Here is a 15,870-nt window from a genome sequence, read left to right as displayed (position 1 = left end):
GGAATGCCGCCTTTTTTACTATCTGTATAAAGATTGTCCTGTCAGAATCGCCAGGGAAGGCCAGGTCAGTATAAAGGGGCATTCCCGTATGTCATGCCCGTATTCCCTGCCCGGAGGCCGACGGCCCGGAACACTTTTTGCAATGGTTGTCACAGCGAATGAGTTGGGTCCATACAAGTCGAGTGCAGGCTGAATGATATCAGTTTTGGCAGCCGGATATTTGGACGTGGCTTCAAAGGGGGGATCACCGAATGGTAAAGCAAGTGGAACGGCTTTGTCGGCTGTTTCCATAAACGATCCATGTCGAAACGGACGGAGCAAGTCATAAGTGAAGAAAACTGCTCAAGGGCGAATGCCGTTTCCACTTCTCCACAGATACATAGAATACTGTGTGCTCCTTTGGCGATGGATGATGAAAGAATACGGGAGGTGACCATATTGCAGAATCGGAGACGGAAGGTTGGTGCTGTCGTAAAGGCAAGTGCAGGACGAAAAAAGAATCGCCGGAGAAGAGACGTCCGAAAGACGGGGATTTCCAACAAATCCAAACGCCGAAGGTATGTTCTGCCCCGTATAGGTCTTCCTAATGCAGGAAACCCGTTGCTTTCGGTCATTATTCCAGCCATGAATGAGGAGAAAACCGTCCGCAGGGCGGTACGCGAAGCGAAGAGAATCAGCCCGAGCACCGAAGTGATCGTTGTCGTCAACGGTTCTACGGACCGTACGGCGGCATTAGCCGCAGGCGCGGGCGCACGAGTACTTGTTCATGACGATGCCCTCGGCCATGACGGAGGACGGCGCGTAGGCGCAACGGAGGCATGCGGCGATATCCTGCTCTTTACCGATGCGGATATCGTTATTCCCGCCGAACAAATGGCGCCTTTCGTGCAAGCGATTGTTGACGGAACGGATGTGGCTCTTAATGATTACACCGGGCCAATAAAGCGCAATCCCGTGCATCCGGTCATAGAGGCTAAGCATGCATTGAACATCATATTGGAAAGACCGGACCTTAAAGGAGCTTCCCTTACTGCCATACCTCACGCGATGAGCCGCAAGGCACTGGAAATCATCGGCGTGGAAGCGCTGGAAACTCCGCCGCTGGCCTTGGCAAAGGCCGTGGATGCGGGACTTCGGGTACGGGCGGTGCATCATGTTCCTGTCGGCAAAATGAACCGGCTGCGCGCCTTGAAGCGATCAGGGCCAGACCCGTTGGAAAAAATCGTGCTGAACGATCATCTGGCCGCGATCCGATGGATTATGGGTCATCGCGGTCCACGAGGAGGATTTCCCGATTTGAACCGTGTCCGCGCTTTGGCAAGATGAGCAGGTCGGAGGTGAAACCATGAAGCAGCAAACGGGGCGACGTAGGCCCGCAATAAATAGAAGAGTGCGTCGGAACCGCAGAATCCATAAAAGGAAACGTCCGGGGACGGCTATCCATCCATACGCCGTAAATTTGGATGTCTTTCGAAGGGCGGGACAACAAGCAGGCCAGGCTGCCCCCGAAGAAAGGGAGGCATTCATCAGGCATGCATTCCAGTCATGGCATGAACACGGCAAGGCGGTCGAGGGAACGTTTCCCACGTACGATAGTGCGATTTTGGCAGGCAAGGCGTTCATGGAAGGATACGCTCATGCCGCCGGCCGCAATCTCGATCTGGTCCCTTTGCTGCTGCGCCGCCCGGCTGCGGCCGTAGTCTGTGCCTGCAATGAAGAGCAGACGCTTCCGCAAGTGCTGAGACAGCTGAAACGTTTGCCTTTGGAGGATATTATCGTTGTGCTGAATGGAACGAAGGATAACAGTTTGGAACGGGTGATTTCCGAGAAAGGCATCACAATTGTTTATGAACCGGAACGGACCGGACATGACGTGGGCCGGGCATTGGGAGCCAAAATGACGATGGCGGATTCCGTGCTGTTCGTGGATGGGGACATGGTGCTTCCTGCCGAACAGCTTGCACCTTTCCTGTACGAAATCGACCGTGGAAGCGATGTTGCGCTGAACGATATCTCCTCGCTGATTCCTCCTTTTGCAAGGCAGGATGAAGTTAGCCGCATCAAGGCCTATCTCAACCGTACATTGGGAAGGCCGGATCTTGGCTCCAACTCCATGACCGCCGTCCCCCATGCAGTATCCCGCCGCATGATCGATACCGTCAAACCGGAATCGCTCGTTGTGCCGCCCAAAGCGCAAACCCTTGCCATCCATCATGGTCTGGCAATAGCTGCTCCCGCACGGGTTGACGTTATCCGGACCAATCGTTTGCGCAAGTCGAATATCGGCAGCGGCAACGAGGTTGCGAAGCTGATCATCGGCGACCATCTTGAAGCGTTGGCGGTTTGGCTGAAATTGTCGGAAGAAAGCGGGAGGACTTCGCCGGGCATTTCGCGTATCGAAGTGGCCTACAGGAGGAACGGCAGATGACATTGACCAGTATCATTATTCCTACCTATAACGGCCTGGAGCTGTTGAAGTCTTGCATCGCGGCCATTCGCCGGCATACCGACGACGCCACGCCGTATGAAATTGTCGTGGCAGATAACGGCTCGACTGACGGAACGGCCTCCTTTTGCGCGAGCGAACGGATTCGTTTCGTTCGTTTGCCGGCCAACCGCGGATTTCCGGCAGCTTGCAATGCGGGCATGCGTGCTGCATCCGGAGATGACCTGCTGCTGCTGAACAACGACGTAACCGTAACGCCCCGCTGGCTTCGCAATCTTCATGCTGCCTTGCATAGCGATGCCGGCATCGGTATCGTTGGTCCGATGACCAATTATGCAAGCGGCATTCAGCAGGTCAACGTGGATTTCCGGGATATGGAGCATTTTCAGGAACTGGCCGCCGTGAATAATCAACCCGATCCGGGCAGATGGAGAGGAGTCCAAAGGATCGTGGGATTATGCATGATGTTTCGGCGAGACATGATGGAGAACGTGGGTCTTTTGGATGAAGCGTATTCCCCGGGGCACTACGAAGATGACGATTATTGCTATAGAGCCCGTCTGGCAGGCTACCGGCTGCTCGCGTGCGGCGATGTGCTGGTCCACCATCAGGGCAGCGCAAGTTTCAAGAAAACGGACCGGGATCAGTGGAACCGGTTGATTGAACGGAACAGAAGGCTTTTTATCCATAAGTGGAAAGTGGATCCGCTTGACTATGTTGACCATCAGACGAAGGAGGGATAAGGAATGAAAGGTGTCATTCTTGCAGGCGGAACGGGAACAAGACTATATCCCTTGACTCGCCTGATCAACAAACACCTGCTTCCGGTCGGCAAACATCCGATGATCGCATACGGACTCGACAGACTCCGCCAGGCGGGAATCGAAGATATCATGATCGTGATGGGCACTCATTCTGCGGGTTTGTACACGGAATTTCTGGGAAGCGGCAAAGAGTACGGCGTCAAGCTCACCTATCGCATTCAGGAGAAGGCCGGGGGGATTGCGGAGGCCTTGAACCTGGCCAAAGGTTTCGTTACACCCGGAGAAAAGTTCGTTGTACTGCTTGGCGATAACCTGTTCAGCGATGACCTCAAGCCTTATGTGGAGCGCTATATGGCACAACCAGCAGGGACAGCACGGGTCCTTTTGAAAGAGGTGGACGATGCCCGGCGTTATGGGGTGCCTGTGTTCGACCCGGCGAACCCGGAGCGGATTGCCCATATCGAAGAGAAACCCAGTCAGCCGAAAACTTCGTATTGTGTCACCGGGATTTATATGTATGATGATCATGTTTTCAATTTCATTGCCGGCATCTCGCCGTCGGCGCGCGGAGAATTGGAAATCACCGACGTGAATAACCATTATGCTGCCGCCGGAAGCTTGGAGTACGATATATTGCAAAATTACTGGACTGATGCAGGCACCTTTGAATCGTTGCAGGAAGCGGCCGTCCGCATGAAAGGACAGCTGCCATAAGTCGATGAGCCACAGTGGCCGCTATGCGGCACCTCGATCGGGTGGATGAACCGCGCTGGAGCCCCAATGCTCCGGCGTTTTGTGCAGTGGCACTTTCTGTGGCCGGCAAGGGGGGAATGGGGTGACAGCAGCGAAAAACACCGGAGCAAGCAGGAGAGAGGGTAAGCTTCCCGAAAGGGACCCATCAACGATGGCAAGTCAGGTTCAACGTCCAGAAGTAGAGGCAGCCAAGCTTAAGAATAAAGCAGCCCGCCGAAGAGCGGTGCAAAACCCATTCGTTAAACGCGTGGGACGTCTTGTTGATGCAAACGAAGACGGGCAGCTTAATGTCGGAATGAACCAGGGCAGTGATGAGCAGATCATCGTCAACGAAAGCGACGAACCTATGGATATAAATTGCAGAAGTGGCGAGATAGCGCCTTGCAAGCAGCGAGTGTTCATTTCTGCACGCCGGGGGAGCTATGGTGCCAGAAAAGGAAAAATGTCTCGGAACTCCGGCTTTGGGCGCAGGAAGCCAGGCAGCCGGGCAGGCAAAAGGGCGGGCGTGAAGCACAGGCGCGCTAAGCTTAATGCCGGAGCGCGCGCGGGCACTGCCCGCGGCCAGAGCGCGGCGCCCGGCCGCCGCCGGGGCAAGCGGGGCAAGGCTGTGCGCCGCACGCACTCGCCGGCACCGCAGGCACTGCCGGCGGGCGCTGTCGGCGCAGCACCGCCGCAAGCGGGCCAGGTGCGGCCCCGCGCCGCTGCGGGGGGTGAAGGCGCTGCCGGTGCTCGGGGCAGCGCGAAGGGCGTGCCGCCGCAGGCTGCGAAGCGGGCGGCACGGGATAGCAGCTACGCCGCCGGTTTTCGCGACGGCGTGTACGCGGGCGGGGAGGCGCTGGTGGAGCAGCGCATTCCGCCCGACCATATTCTGCCGGACGTTGCCGCGGCAGAATTGATCGCGGCGGGGGTCAACCAATATGCCTCCCGCCTTGCCCGGTTGGCCGGCCCGCATGAGGTGGCTGCCCACATTTATGCGGCGCTGGACGCCAGGCGCCCGCTGTCGGTCATTCGCCTCGGCGACGGCGAATTGCTTGCGCTGGCAGCGGACACCGTGCTGTCCAGCAAAGAAGTGCAAGAGCTGGCCCCTTTTCTGCCTTATGCGGGAGTGCCGCGCTCCACGCCGGATGTGCGTGCCTCCTTGGCGGAAGCGATTCGCCGAGCCGATTGGGTCGGGGTGCCCATCTCGCGGGCACCTACGTTCCAAGGCCTGCTGTTTCCGGTGCTTCGTCATTTCGCGATCGATTGGTCGAGCCTGAAGTTGACCGACTCCACAATCAATTACAGCCTGCATCATTCCAGGCTGCTGCCGTCCCTTCTGCAGAACCGGCGCGTGCTTGTGATCGGCGATTTGGCATCCGAACTGGGGGAGCTGCTGCAGAGCCACGGGGTGTATGTCGCCGGCATGATCGCACCGGTTGCCGGATATGCCGACATTCCGCGAGTCATGCAGCGAATTCGGAAGCATGATTTCGATCTGGCGCTGGTGGCGGCGGGCATTCCCGCAATCGTACTGTGCCGTCATATTGCGGATGAACTCGGCAAGGTGGCCATCGATTTTGGTCATCTGGCAAACAAGTTGGTTACGGGAGAACTTCAATATTGACGCGCTTCCAGTTTGATTATGTAAAAACATCAGCGCTTTGGAACAAAAAAGGAGGGAGCGGTATGGGCAGACCGGATCATGAGACAAACGGAGGGCAGCTTTATAGGCAAACAGATGAAACGTACGACGGTGAAGATGCTTTCGCCGGGGGTGTTTCCCGCCGGGCCGAATGCCGTGCGAAGGAGCGAGCGCGGATTTTGGGAAAGACGTCAGGCAAGCAGGCCATCCGACTGCGCTCTTCCGGTAAACCCGGAAAACGACGGAACAGGAATCGGGCGTCGGCCCCATCTGTTTTTTTGCATGCGGCAGCCCGCGGCAAGGGAAGCAAATCCAAAGCAAGCCGGAAGGGACAACAGGCTGTCCGAAGGATGAAGATATACAATCAGGGCTACAAAAGAGGGTATGAGGACGGCGTGCGCCAAGGGAAAAATTCGTTCGGCGCCGTGTTTGACGGGGTAAGCATCGTCATCCCGACTTACAATCAGAAGGATTATGTACTGAAATGCGTATCCAGCATTGAAAAGCACACCCCTGCTCCCTACGAAATCATCGTGGTGGACAATGGATCTCAGGACGGCACCGCCAACGCGCTAAGACGGATCGGGGGCATGGTTCGGGTAGCTGCGCTGGATGGCAATCGCGGATTTGCCGGCGGAGTGAACCATGGCCTCATGATGGCCAAAGGACGACATATCGTCGTGCTGAACAACGACACGCTGGTCACGCCGGGTTGGCTGGACAACATGATGGCATGCCTTCAAAGTCAAGCGGACATCGGGGTCGTTGGTCCGGTGACGAATTATATCGGCGGCGAACAGCAGATTGAAGTGCCATATGATGACATATCGGGGATGTGGGCATTTGCCGCAAACTACAACAGGCCTGATGCGTCCAAACACCGCCTGACGGATCGTCTCGTCGGATTTTGCTGGTTGTTTTCAAGGGAATTGTTCGAACGGGTAGGTTATCTGGACGAAGGTTATGCCATAGGCAATTTCGAAGACGACGATTGGATCGTGCGTGCGAAACTTGCGGGATACAAGCTCGCTGTGGCAGGGGATGCCTTTATCCATCATTTCGGGAGCGTCAGCATGAAGGCGGTGGAAGAGCAGCGATTCGCGGCTCTGAACAAGGACAATGAGCAATTTTATGAGCGAAAATGGGGAGACCCCCACGCCTTGATCGCCGAAGTTGCTCGCATGGCAAAGGAGGCTCCTGCTTCGTTCGACGTCGGCGAGCGCTCGGAAGGAAGCGCTGACGGACGCCAGCCTTTCAGGCGCAGCAGCGATTTCTATCCGGAGGGGAGCTTCTTGACGGATGTGAATGGCGACGTATATCACTTGTCTGGAGGTTGTCGGCGTAAATTGCACATTCCAGTTCCGCGGGGCATCTCTCCCGTTCGGTTGGCAAAGCCCGATCTGCTGGGCATTCCGGTCGGCAATGCCATCGATTCTTCCATGCAGATCGAGGGAAAAGCTTCGGATTCCGGCCAATCATCGGCCCATCTGCTGCAAGGAAGTTCGGCGGAATGGCCGGAAGGCAGCGTTGTTGCGGCCAATGAAGCACCGCAGATATGGTACCAGATTAGCGGCGGAAAGCGGAGAAAATATGCTTCGGCATACGCCGCCGAATGCTGGGGAGTTTACCCTTATGCAGTCATGCGGGTTCCTTACGAAAAGCTGCATGCTCTAGAAGAAGGATGGCCGATCATAGCGCCGCCGAAATTGCTGGGCTGCCAGCTGTAGGAGGGCTTGCATGGAGGTCGGCCGTGGTGCGGAATGAATCGCAGGGAGACCCGCCTTGGGTTTCATTCCGCATTCGCCAATTACATATGCTGCGAGAGATCGAATACATTCTTTCTATGTGCTTATAGGTTTATTCTATTAGCAATTCCATTGACGCTTCCTGGCCCGAGGAGTACATTTAAAGCCATAATTCTTATTTAACAGGTAGGAATTGATGGTCTAAGAATGACAGTTCTTTCGGACCTTTATTATGAAGACAAACAGGAGGTATGTCGATGTCTGCTGCAAGCAAAAAAGTCGTGTTATGGAGCAAAACGGGTTGTCATTTTTGCGGAGAAGTCAAAGCATTCCTGAATGAGCGCAACCAGCCTTTCGAAAACATTGAGGTACAAGGGCATGACGTGTTGAGGGACGTCCTCGAAGCCAAGTACGGCATTCGGCATGTGCCTGTCGTCGAGGTCGGCGTGGACGGAACATTCGAAGCGCTGCTGGAGCCGGACCTGGAAAAGCTGGCAGCCTTGCTGGCACAGCCGGGAGAAACGGCAGCCGTCTGATAGTGGGCCGGAAGCCGTTTGCATAAGCGAAGCCAACGTCTCCCGGTCATTGGCTGCGAGTCTGTCTCCGTTGGAGATGGCCGGGATTCGTTCTTATAGAAAAGTTCTATCGCAGCATGGTTGACCCGTTTCGAGGGCGGTGATAAGATTTGTGGAAATTAAAAACATACCAAACGCATAGGAATAGTTATTATTTGGTGTTAAGGTCAATATCTTATCGCTGTCGTTCCGTTTCATCAGCTTGCTGCCCAAGGTTGGTTCGTTTCATCGTTGATTTCGAAGTTTTTAACTTCAGTTCAATCCCATTCGAGGAAGGCGGAATGCATATGACAACGCAACGAAAATTAAAGCTGGGTGCCATCGTCCATGGCGTGGGAGGCAGCATGACAACCTGGAGGCATCCGGAGGTTTTACCGGACGCCAGTGTTAATTTCGAATTTTACAAACGCCAGACGTTGAAAGCCGAGGAGGGCAAGTTCGACCTCGTGTTTATTGCGGACGGACTCTACATTACCGAGAAATCGATTCCTCACTTTTTGAACCGCTTCGAGCCGATCACCATCCTTTCCGCTCTGGCTGCCGTAACGTCGCGCATCGGGCTGGTCGGCACGCTGTCGACTTCCTACAGCGAACCGTTCACCGTGGCAAGGCAATTCGCGTCGCTGGACAAAATCAGCAACGGACGCGCGGGCTGGAACGTCGTGACTTCCCCTCTGGAAGGTTCGGCCAAAAATTTCAGCAAAAAAGATCATCCGTCTCATCCGGAGCGTTACCGGATCGCCAGCGAATATTTGCAGGTCACAAAGGGGCTATGGGATTCGTGGGAAGACGACGCCTTTGTCAGAGACAAGGAGAGCGGAGTGTTCTTCGATCCTTCCAAACTGCACACCCTGAATCATGAAGGGGAGTTTTTCTCCGTTCAAGGACCGCTCAACATCGATCGCTCGAAACAGGGGCAGCCGGTCATCTTCCAAGCAGGATCGTCGGACGACGGTAAAACGCTGGCTGCCAAAGAAGCCGATGCAGTCTTTACAGGGCATGACAAACTGGAGGATGCGCAGGCTTTCTACAAAGACGTCAAAGAGCGTGCCGTGGCCTACGGCCGTTCCGCGGACGATATCGTCATCATGCCGGGCATCAATCCGATCATCGGACGCACGGAAGAAGAGGCTGAGCGGAAATATAACGAGATTGCGGGTCTGGTGACGATCGAGAAAGCGTTGGATTACCTTGGCCGGTTTTTTGAACATCACGATTTCACCCAATATCCGCTGGATGAGCCGTTCCCCGAGTTGAACGGCATCGGCAGCAACAGCTTCCGCAGCACCACGGACAAAATCAAGAAGGATGCGAAAGAGCAAGGGTTGACCTTGCGCGAGGTTGCCCTTCGAGCTGCAACACCGCGAAGCAAGTTCCTGGGTACGCCCGAGCAGGTCGCGGATCAAATCCAGGCGTGGTTCGAAGCAGAAGGCGCCGACGGCTTCATCATTCATTCCGAGCTTCCGAGCGGGCTGAGCGATTTCGTCGAATTGGTCGTGCCGATTCTGCAGGAGCGCGGCATCTATCGAACCGATTACGAGCATGATACGCTGCGCGGCAATCTTGGATTGAACATTCCCGTTAACCGATACACGGCTGCCCGTCAAGAAGTTGGTATCTGACAAGGTATCGAAACTTCCTAGGGCTGCGCATGTTTCTAAAACCAAGTTAACTCATAGGAAATATATATTTAAACATTGATGACTGCTGTATACACAGAGGGGGAAGCGATATGATCAGGTCCATTTCGTGGTTTAAATATGTGGCGCTTGCGTCGGCCTTAATGCTGGTATTGTCCGGTTGCGGTGCAGGCCATCAGGCGAGCAGCCCGGCTCAGGCGTCGGGCGGGGAACAAGCGAAGGCAGAAGGCGGCAATTTGACCTATGCCCTCGCCACTTCTCCCGATACGCTTGATCCTCATCGCAGCGGCCTGGCCGTGGCCGTGCGGGCCATCCGAACATTGTACGACAATTTGGTCGTGCAGCTCCCGGACGGTTCCATCAAGCCGTGGCTGGCCAAGGAGTGGACGGTGTCGGACGACGGCAAAAGTTATACGTTCAAGCTGCGTGAGGACGTGAAGTTCCATGACGGCACGCCGTTCAACGCCGAAGCGGTCAAATACAACCTGGACCGGGTCATCGATCCGGCGACCAAAGCCGCCAACGCCCTTGCCCTGATCAGACCCTACAGCTCCTCCGAGGTCATTGATGAGTACACGATCAAGGTTAACCTGTCCCAACCATCTGAAGCATTCCTCGGTAACCTGAGTCAGGCACTGCTCGGCATCGTGTCCCCTACGGCGGCGAAAAAGTACGGCGATCAGCTGGGCAAAAATCCGGTAGGTACCGGGCCGTATACCTTTGTCAGCTGGTCCGAAAATGCCGACATCGTCGTTGCCAAAAACAAGGACTATCATTGGGCACCGGAGACGGTCGACAATGACGGTGCGCCTCATTTGGATCAGATTACGTTCAAAATCGTTCCCGAAGAAGCCACGCGGATCGGAAGCGTGCAGAGCGGCCAGGTGCTTGCGGCCGAGACGGTTCCTCCGCAAAACGTCGCTGCGCTCCAAAGCGATCCGAACCAGCAATTGCTGCAAGCCAACACGGTAGGGCTGCCATATACGCTCTTTTTCAACGAACGCAGGGCACCGTGGAATGACGCAAAGCTCCGTCAGGCCGTGCAAGCCGCAGTGGACGTGGATGCCATCGTTAAAACGTTGTATCTGGGCACTTACGACAGAGCATGGTCCGCCTTGTCCCCGGGCATCCTCGGCTACGACAGCTCGCTGGAAGGCAGCATCAAGCCGGATATTGCCAAAGCCAACCAATTGCTGGATGAGCAAGGATGGACTAAGGGAGCGGACGGAATCCGGGAGAAGGACGGCAAACGGCTGACCTTGCGGTACGTAGACGGTTCGCCTAACCGGGAGAAGCGCAACGATATCGCGGCGATGATTCAGCAGCAGTTGAAACAAGTGGGGATCGAGGTGCAGGTGGAGATTACGAAGGACGTTGCCACGGTCATTTACCAGAATTGGGACTATGATTTGTACGGCAACAGCCAGGTTAATTCCGATCCCCATGCGCTGTATGCCTTTTACCACACGCCTGCCGAAGGCGAACGCCCAACGTTGTCGGGCCTGTCGGACCCGGAGATCGACAAGCTTCTTGAGCAGGGTGCGGTAGAGAGCGATAAGGAGAAACGGGTGGAAATCTACAAACAAATTCAGCAGTATTTGATCGATCAGGCTGTGATCCTGCCCATTTACGTGTTCCCTTACACGGTGGCGGCATCGAAAACCGTGCAGGACATCAAATTCGATTCGCTCGGTTATCCGCTGTTCAATGATGCGCGGATCCAGCAGTGACGCCGCTTGATGCATTTTGACGATGCATGAATTTACATTCAGGAAGGAGATGTCCCGGCATGGCACAAACGATACTGACCCGGATCGCGACCTCATTGTTCGTCATTTTTGGAGCTTCGGTGCTGGTGTACTGCATCATGTACCTTCTGCCGGGGGATCCGGTCCTGCTCATGCTGGACCCTTCCTCGGCCACGCCGGAAATGATCGCAAACCTGCGGGCACAGCTTGGGCTGGATCAGCCTTTCTATATCCAGTTTGCCAACTATTTCGGCGATATGCTGCGCGGCGATTTCGGCAAGTCCATGCTGAATTCCGACCCGGTGCTGCCGAAAATACTGGAGCATTTCCCGGCTACGCTTGCCTTGACGGCGCTCAGCGCCATTATCGCGATCGTCGTTGGCATTACGCTCGGCGTATTGTCCGCCATTCATCGCAATGGCGTCATTGACATTGTCGCCAGACTGGTCGGGTTGTTCGGCATCTCGATGCCGACGTTTTGGACCGGAATCTTGTTGATCCTGTTATTTTCGGTACAGTTGGGCTGGTTTCCGGCCATGGGGTCGGAGGGCTTCAGTTCCCTGGTGCTTCCGGCGGCAACCCTTGGGCTGGTAGGTGCAGGATTTATCGTGCGCATGGTGCGCAACAGTATGCTGGAAGTGATCAACGAACCGTTTGTCGTTGCGCTGCGAGCCAAAGGGCTGACGCAGCGAACGATCATGTACGGGCATGCTTTACGCAATGCGCTGATCCCCGCCGTCACCGTCATCGGCATGATGATTGCCGACTTGCTGGCAGGAACCGTGGTGGTAGAAACGGTGTTCTCCAGACAAGGCATCGGGCGAATCATCGCGGATGCGCTGATGGCCAAGGATTTGCCTGTCGTGCAGGGCGTCGTCTTTTTTACGGCCATCATTTACGTGGTCCTGAATTTGCTGGTCGACATCTCCTACGCGTACATCGATCCAAGGATCAGGCGTGCGGTGAAGGCATGACGATGGCAGATATGCGGAATATCGAAGGGCATTTGCACGAAGCAGGGGGGAGAAGCAGATGAGCATGAAGCCGCTGGCTCAGGAAAAGAAAGCATGGAACCGAACCGCTGGGCGCATTCGTTGGCGGGGCGGCATTCGCAAACGCATCAAAGCATCGTTTGCGATATCGCGGTGGTTTTATTATTCGGCACTGATCGTGGTTGCTTTTATCGTGGCCTGTGCCATCGTGCCGGGATGGATCGCTCCGTATTCTCCGACGGAAATGATGACGGACGCGATTTTGCAGGCTCCTTCAGCAGCGCACTGGTTCGGCACCGATTATTTCGGACGCGACATTTTTAGCGTCGTTGTGCATGGCAGCCGGGATTCCCTGCTCATCGGTCTCGTCTCCGTTCTGGTGGGGGGACTGGTGGGGAGCGCGCTTGGCATCGTTTCGGGGTACGCGGGCGGAATGGTGGATACCGTCATTATGCGTTCCGTCGATATTCTGATGGCCGTTCCCGGGATTCTGCTGGCACTGTCTGTTGCGGCGGCGCTTGGCCCCGGACTGATGAACATCGCGCTCGCCGTGGCCGTCGCAGCCATTCCGGGATATGCGCGTGTGCTTCGCGGGCAGGTCATGTCGGTAAAGGGGCTGCCGTTCATTACGGCTACCCGTTCCTTGGGCGGTTCGAACGCGCGGATTTTTTGGAGGCATGTCCTGCCGCATTCGTTGTCTCCGCTGCTCGTTATGGCTACGCTTGGCGTAGGTACCTCCATCCTGACGGGATCGGGGCTCAGCTTTCTCGGGCTCGGCGTGCTCAAGGAAGTTCCGGATTGGGGCATGCTGCTCTCACAGGGCAGGGGCTACCTGACCGTGGCATGGTGGATTTGCACATTCCCGGGACTCGTCATTACGCTGTTTGTGCTCGCGGTCAATCTGATCGGCGACGTGCTGCGCGACCGATTGGACCCGCAAACCAAAGGAACGGCTTAACACATACCAAGATCGCTTGAGGAGGGATTGTTAATGTCAAACGTCGTAATTATCGCGGGATCGCCATCCAAGCGTTCCCGCCTGACAGGACTGATTGATTACAGTGCAGGAAAATTGGGTGAAGCAGGCACTACGGTAAATATCATCCATGTCGCCGATCTGCCGGCAGAAGATGTGGTTCAGGCCAAGTTCGACAGTCCTGCCATTCAGGACGCGCTTGCGCTTGTGCAGGCAGCGGATGCGGTGATTGTGTCCACTCCGGTATACAAAGCTGCCTATTCCGGCGTACTGAAGTTGTTTCTGGATCTGATCCCGCAGGAGGGATTGAAAGGAAAGCTTGCGCTTCCGCTCGTCATCGGCGGTTCCATTGCGCATTTGCTGGCGATCGATTACGCGCTGAAACCTGTGTTGGCCGCCCTCGGCGGAAGACATATCCTTGGCGGCGTATATGCCGTGGATCAGGGCATTGAACGTCTGGAAGACGGGACCTATGCCCTCTCGGCGGAGATCGCCGCACGTTTGGATCGCGCTTTGGAAGAATTGGTATTGACATTAAGCAGGGAGAGCATTACGATCTCCTAAAACCAAGTAAATTAATGGGTTAAATCAATATTGACGTTATCGTCAATGGATAAGGATACGGAGGCGCTTATGAACATTGAGAACATTGAAGCATTTGTATATATCAATCATTACGGAAGCTTCAATAAAGCTGCCGAAGTGCTTTTTTTGTCCCAGCCTTCCGTAACGGCACGCATTCAGTCGCTGGAACGCGAGCTCGGCTGCAAGCTGTTCGACCGGCTTGGCAAACAGATCGTGCTCACGGAGGAAGGCAGGAAATTCCTGCCGTACGCCCAGCAGGTGCTGCAGGTGATCCAGAAGGGAAAACAGAAGCTGCAGCAGCGGCGCACGACGCCGAATGCGCTGCGACTCGGCAGTACCATCTCGGTGTCCACCTATGTCCTCCCCGATTTCCTGCCGAAGGTCAGGGAAGCCTATCCGGATGTAACGGTCAAATTGACGACGGCGACGACGGACCAACTGGTTGCCAAGCTGTTGAACCAGGAAATTGATCTGGCGTTTGTGCGCAAGGTCATGCATCCGGCCATTCGCACGGTCGCTTTTTACGAAGATCCCATTCAACTTTACGTGTACAAAGGACATCCGTTCATTGAAAAAGGACATGTCAGCATGGAAGCGCTGCGGGATGAGCTGCTTGTGTTCTTCGAATGTGGATCGCTCGACTGGCTGCGGATTCACCGGGCATTCGACTCGCTGGAGCAACCGCCGGATATCGCCTACCATGTGGATCAGTCGGAAACCGCGAAGAAGCTTGTGCTTCAGAAGGCGGGCATCGCATTTTTGCCCGGATTGACGGTGCAGAAGGAAGTTGGGGAACAGGAATTGTTTCCGATCCAGGTGCATGAAGTCGCGGGTGTGTCGTTACAGATCAGCGTCGTGACATTGAAAGAACAACATTCGCCGTTTGCGGAGCCTTTCGGGGAGCTGTTGCGGAAGTTATAGATGAGGCAAGGCAGGTTGGCATGCGAAGGAGGAAAAAGGATGAGTATTCGTATTGGTATTTTGGATCAGACCCCGATCTATGAAGGAGAAACGTCGGTACAGGCTTTCCGGCATACGATCGAGCTTGCCAAGGCGGCGGAGCGGCTTGGATTCCATCGGTTGTGGGTATCGGAACATCACGATTCGGAGCATGTCGCCGGCTCGTCGCCCGAGGTATTGATTTCGCACCTGCTTGCCCATACGGAGCGGATTCGTTTGGGTTCCGGCGGAGTGATGCTGCAGCATTACAGTCCGTATAAGGTGGCCGAGAACTTCAACGTGCTTGCCGCCCTTGGTCAGGGACGGGTGGATCTGGGCATCGGTCGCGCGCCGGGAGGTTTGCCGCGCTCCACGCAAGCCCTGCAGGAGGGAGTGAGCGATGCGGCTCCACTAAAAGAAAAGATACTGCAAGTGAAGCGGTATATTCACAATGAACCGCATGCGGACGAGACGCATCCTCTGGCAGGCTTGCGTGCCGCACCGGTCGTCGATGCGCCTGCCGAGCTCTACGTGCTTGGAGCCAGCGTGGATAGCGCGGCGATGGCCGCCGAGTTAGGATTGCCTTATGTATTTTCTCTGTTCATTAACGGCAATACGGAGGTGGCGCAGGAGGCCTTCCGCGTGTATCGCGAACAATTCGACCGTTCCGGCGGTTCCGAGCCTTACGTGGCATTGGCAGCGGCGCTCATCGTCGCGGAGACGGAGGAAGAGGCCAAGGAACTGACCAGCGAGCACAAACTCGTTAAAATTCACCTGGAAGGCGGCAAAACGCTGACGGTCGGTTCGATTGAACAAGCGGAACAGTTTGGCGAGCAATCGAATGAAAAATACCGGATCGAGGTGCTTGAACCAAGCACAATCAAGGGAAACAAGGAGAGCGTGGGCAGGGTTGTGGCCAAGCTGCAGCGGGATTTTGCCTTTGATGAACTGATCGTAACAACGGCAACCCGCGATTTCGGCAAAAGACTGCGTTCCTTCGAGCTGCTGCGCGAGGCGTTGGTAGAGCAAGGGCTGGATGCATTTGAGGCAGAGCATGAAGCTATCCAGACCGTTGTCGGCTAACCT

Annotated in this window: 15 protein-coding genes; all 15 read left to right on the top strand. The window is 55.5% G+C overall.

Translation table 11 applies throughout. The features are described from left to right. Positions 1–438 precede the first annotated feature (438 nt). On the top strand, positions 439–1,326 hold the full coding sequence (locus SNR34_RS25635) for a glycosyltransferase family 2 protein (protein WP_486180492.1): 888 nt from the start codon (positions 439–441) through the stop codon (positions 1,324–1,326). Between the two features lie 64 nt (positions 1,327–1,390). After that, positions 1,391–2,428, top strand: coding sequence for a glycosyltransferase (locus SNR34_RS25630; RefSeq protein ID WP_486180491.1), 1,038 nt, complete (start codon positions 1,391–1,393; stop codon positions 2,426–2,428). Beyond that, the gene (locus SNR34_RS25625) at positions 2,425–3,189 is read left to right on the top strand and encodes a glycosyltransferase family 2 protein (RefSeq protein WP_486180490.1); all 765 of its coding nucleotides are present in this window, start codon (positions 2,425–2,427) and stop codon (positions 3,187–3,189) included. The genes SNR34_RS25630 and SNR34_RS25625 overlap by 4 nt, the downstream gene beginning before the upstream one ends. A 3-nt stretch (positions 3,190–3,192) precedes the next feature. Next, a complete protein-coding gene (locus SNR34_RS25620) occupies positions 3,193–3,924 on the top strand; it encodes a sugar phosphate nucleotidyltransferase (protein WP_486180489.1) in 732 nt (243 codons plus the stop codon). Between the two features lie 121 nt (positions 3,925–4,045). Continuing rightward, positions 4,046–5,566 (top strand): GT-D fold domain-containing protein, encoded by a 1,521-nt coding sequence (locus SNR34_RS25615; protein ID WP_486180488.1) that lies wholly within the window; start codon positions 4,046–4,048, stop codon positions 5,564–5,566. Between the two features lie 78 nt (positions 5,567–5,644). After that, the gene (locus SNR34_RS25610; protein ID WP_486180487.1) at positions 5,645–5,938 is read left to right on the top strand and encodes a hypothetical protein; all 294 of its coding nucleotides are present in this window, start codon (positions 5,645–5,647) and stop codon (positions 5,936–5,938) included. Further along, positions 5,935–7,311 carry a glycosyltransferase family 2 protein gene (locus SNR34_RS25605; protein WP_486180486.1) on the top strand — a complete coding sequence of 459 codons (1,377 nt, stop codon included), beginning with the start codon at positions 5,935–5,937 and terminating at the stop codon, positions 7,309–7,311. Before SNR34_RS25610 ends, SNR34_RS25605 begins: the two co-directional genes overlap by 4 nt. Before the next feature lie 275 nt (positions 7,312–7,586). Then, the gene (locus SNR34_RS25600) at positions 7,587–7,865 is read left to right on the top strand and encodes a glutaredoxin family protein (RefSeq protein ID WP_236414561.1); all 279 of its coding nucleotides are present in this window, start codon (positions 7,587–7,589) and stop codon (positions 7,863–7,865) included. Between the two features lie 326 nt (positions 7,866–8,191). Further along, positions 8,192–9,526 carry an LLM class flavin-dependent oxidoreductase gene (locus SNR34_RS25595; protein ID WP_343261647.1) on the top strand — a complete coding sequence of 445 codons (1,335 nt, stop codon included), beginning with the start codon at positions 8,192–8,194 and terminating at the stop codon, positions 9,524–9,526. A 110-nt stretch (positions 9,527–9,636) separates the two neighbouring features. Further along, positions 9,637–11,274 (top strand): ABC transporter substrate-binding protein, encoded by a 1,638-nt coding sequence (locus tag SNR34_RS25590; RefSeq protein WP_236414558.1) that lies wholly within the window; start codon positions 9,637–9,639, stop codon positions 11,272–11,274. Between the two features lie 59 nt (positions 11,275–11,333). After that, positions 11,334–12,266, top strand: a complete 933-nt coding sequence (locus SNR34_RS25585) for an ABC transporter permease (RefSeq protein WP_236414556.1) — start codon at positions 11,334–11,336, stop codon at positions 12,264–12,266. 58 nt (positions 12,267–12,324) lie between these two features. Further along, positions 12,325–13,242, top strand: a complete 918-nt coding sequence (locus tag SNR34_RS25580) for an ABC transporter permease (RefSeq protein WP_486180485.1) — start codon at positions 12,325–12,327, stop codon at positions 13,240–13,242. Between the two features lie 33 nt (positions 13,243–13,275). Beyond that, positions 13,276–13,824 (top strand): NADPH-dependent FMN reductase, encoded by a 549-nt coding sequence (gene ssuE, locus SNR34_RS25575; protein ID WP_339274399.1) that lies wholly within the window; start codon positions 13,276–13,278, stop codon positions 13,822–13,824. A 69-nt stretch (positions 13,825–13,893) separates the two neighbouring features. Next, positions 13,894–14,766: a LysR family transcriptional regulator gene (locus tag SNR34_RS25570; RefSeq protein WP_236414550.1), complete on the top strand. Its 873-nt coding sequence runs from the start codon at positions 13,894–13,896 to the stop codon at positions 14,764–14,766. Between the two features lie 39 nt (positions 14,767–14,805). Continuing rightward, positions 14,806–15,867, top strand: coding sequence for an LLM class flavin-dependent oxidoreductase (locus SNR34_RS25565; protein ID WP_486180484.1), 1,062 nt, complete (start codon positions 14,806–14,808; stop codon positions 15,865–15,867). Positions 15,868–15,870 lie beyond the last annotated feature (3 nt).

This window comes from Paenibacillus sp. XP01, assembly GCF_057364885.1.
The sequence above is the reverse complement of the archived record's forward strand: the minus strand, read 5'-3'. Positions and strand labels throughout refer to the sequence as shown.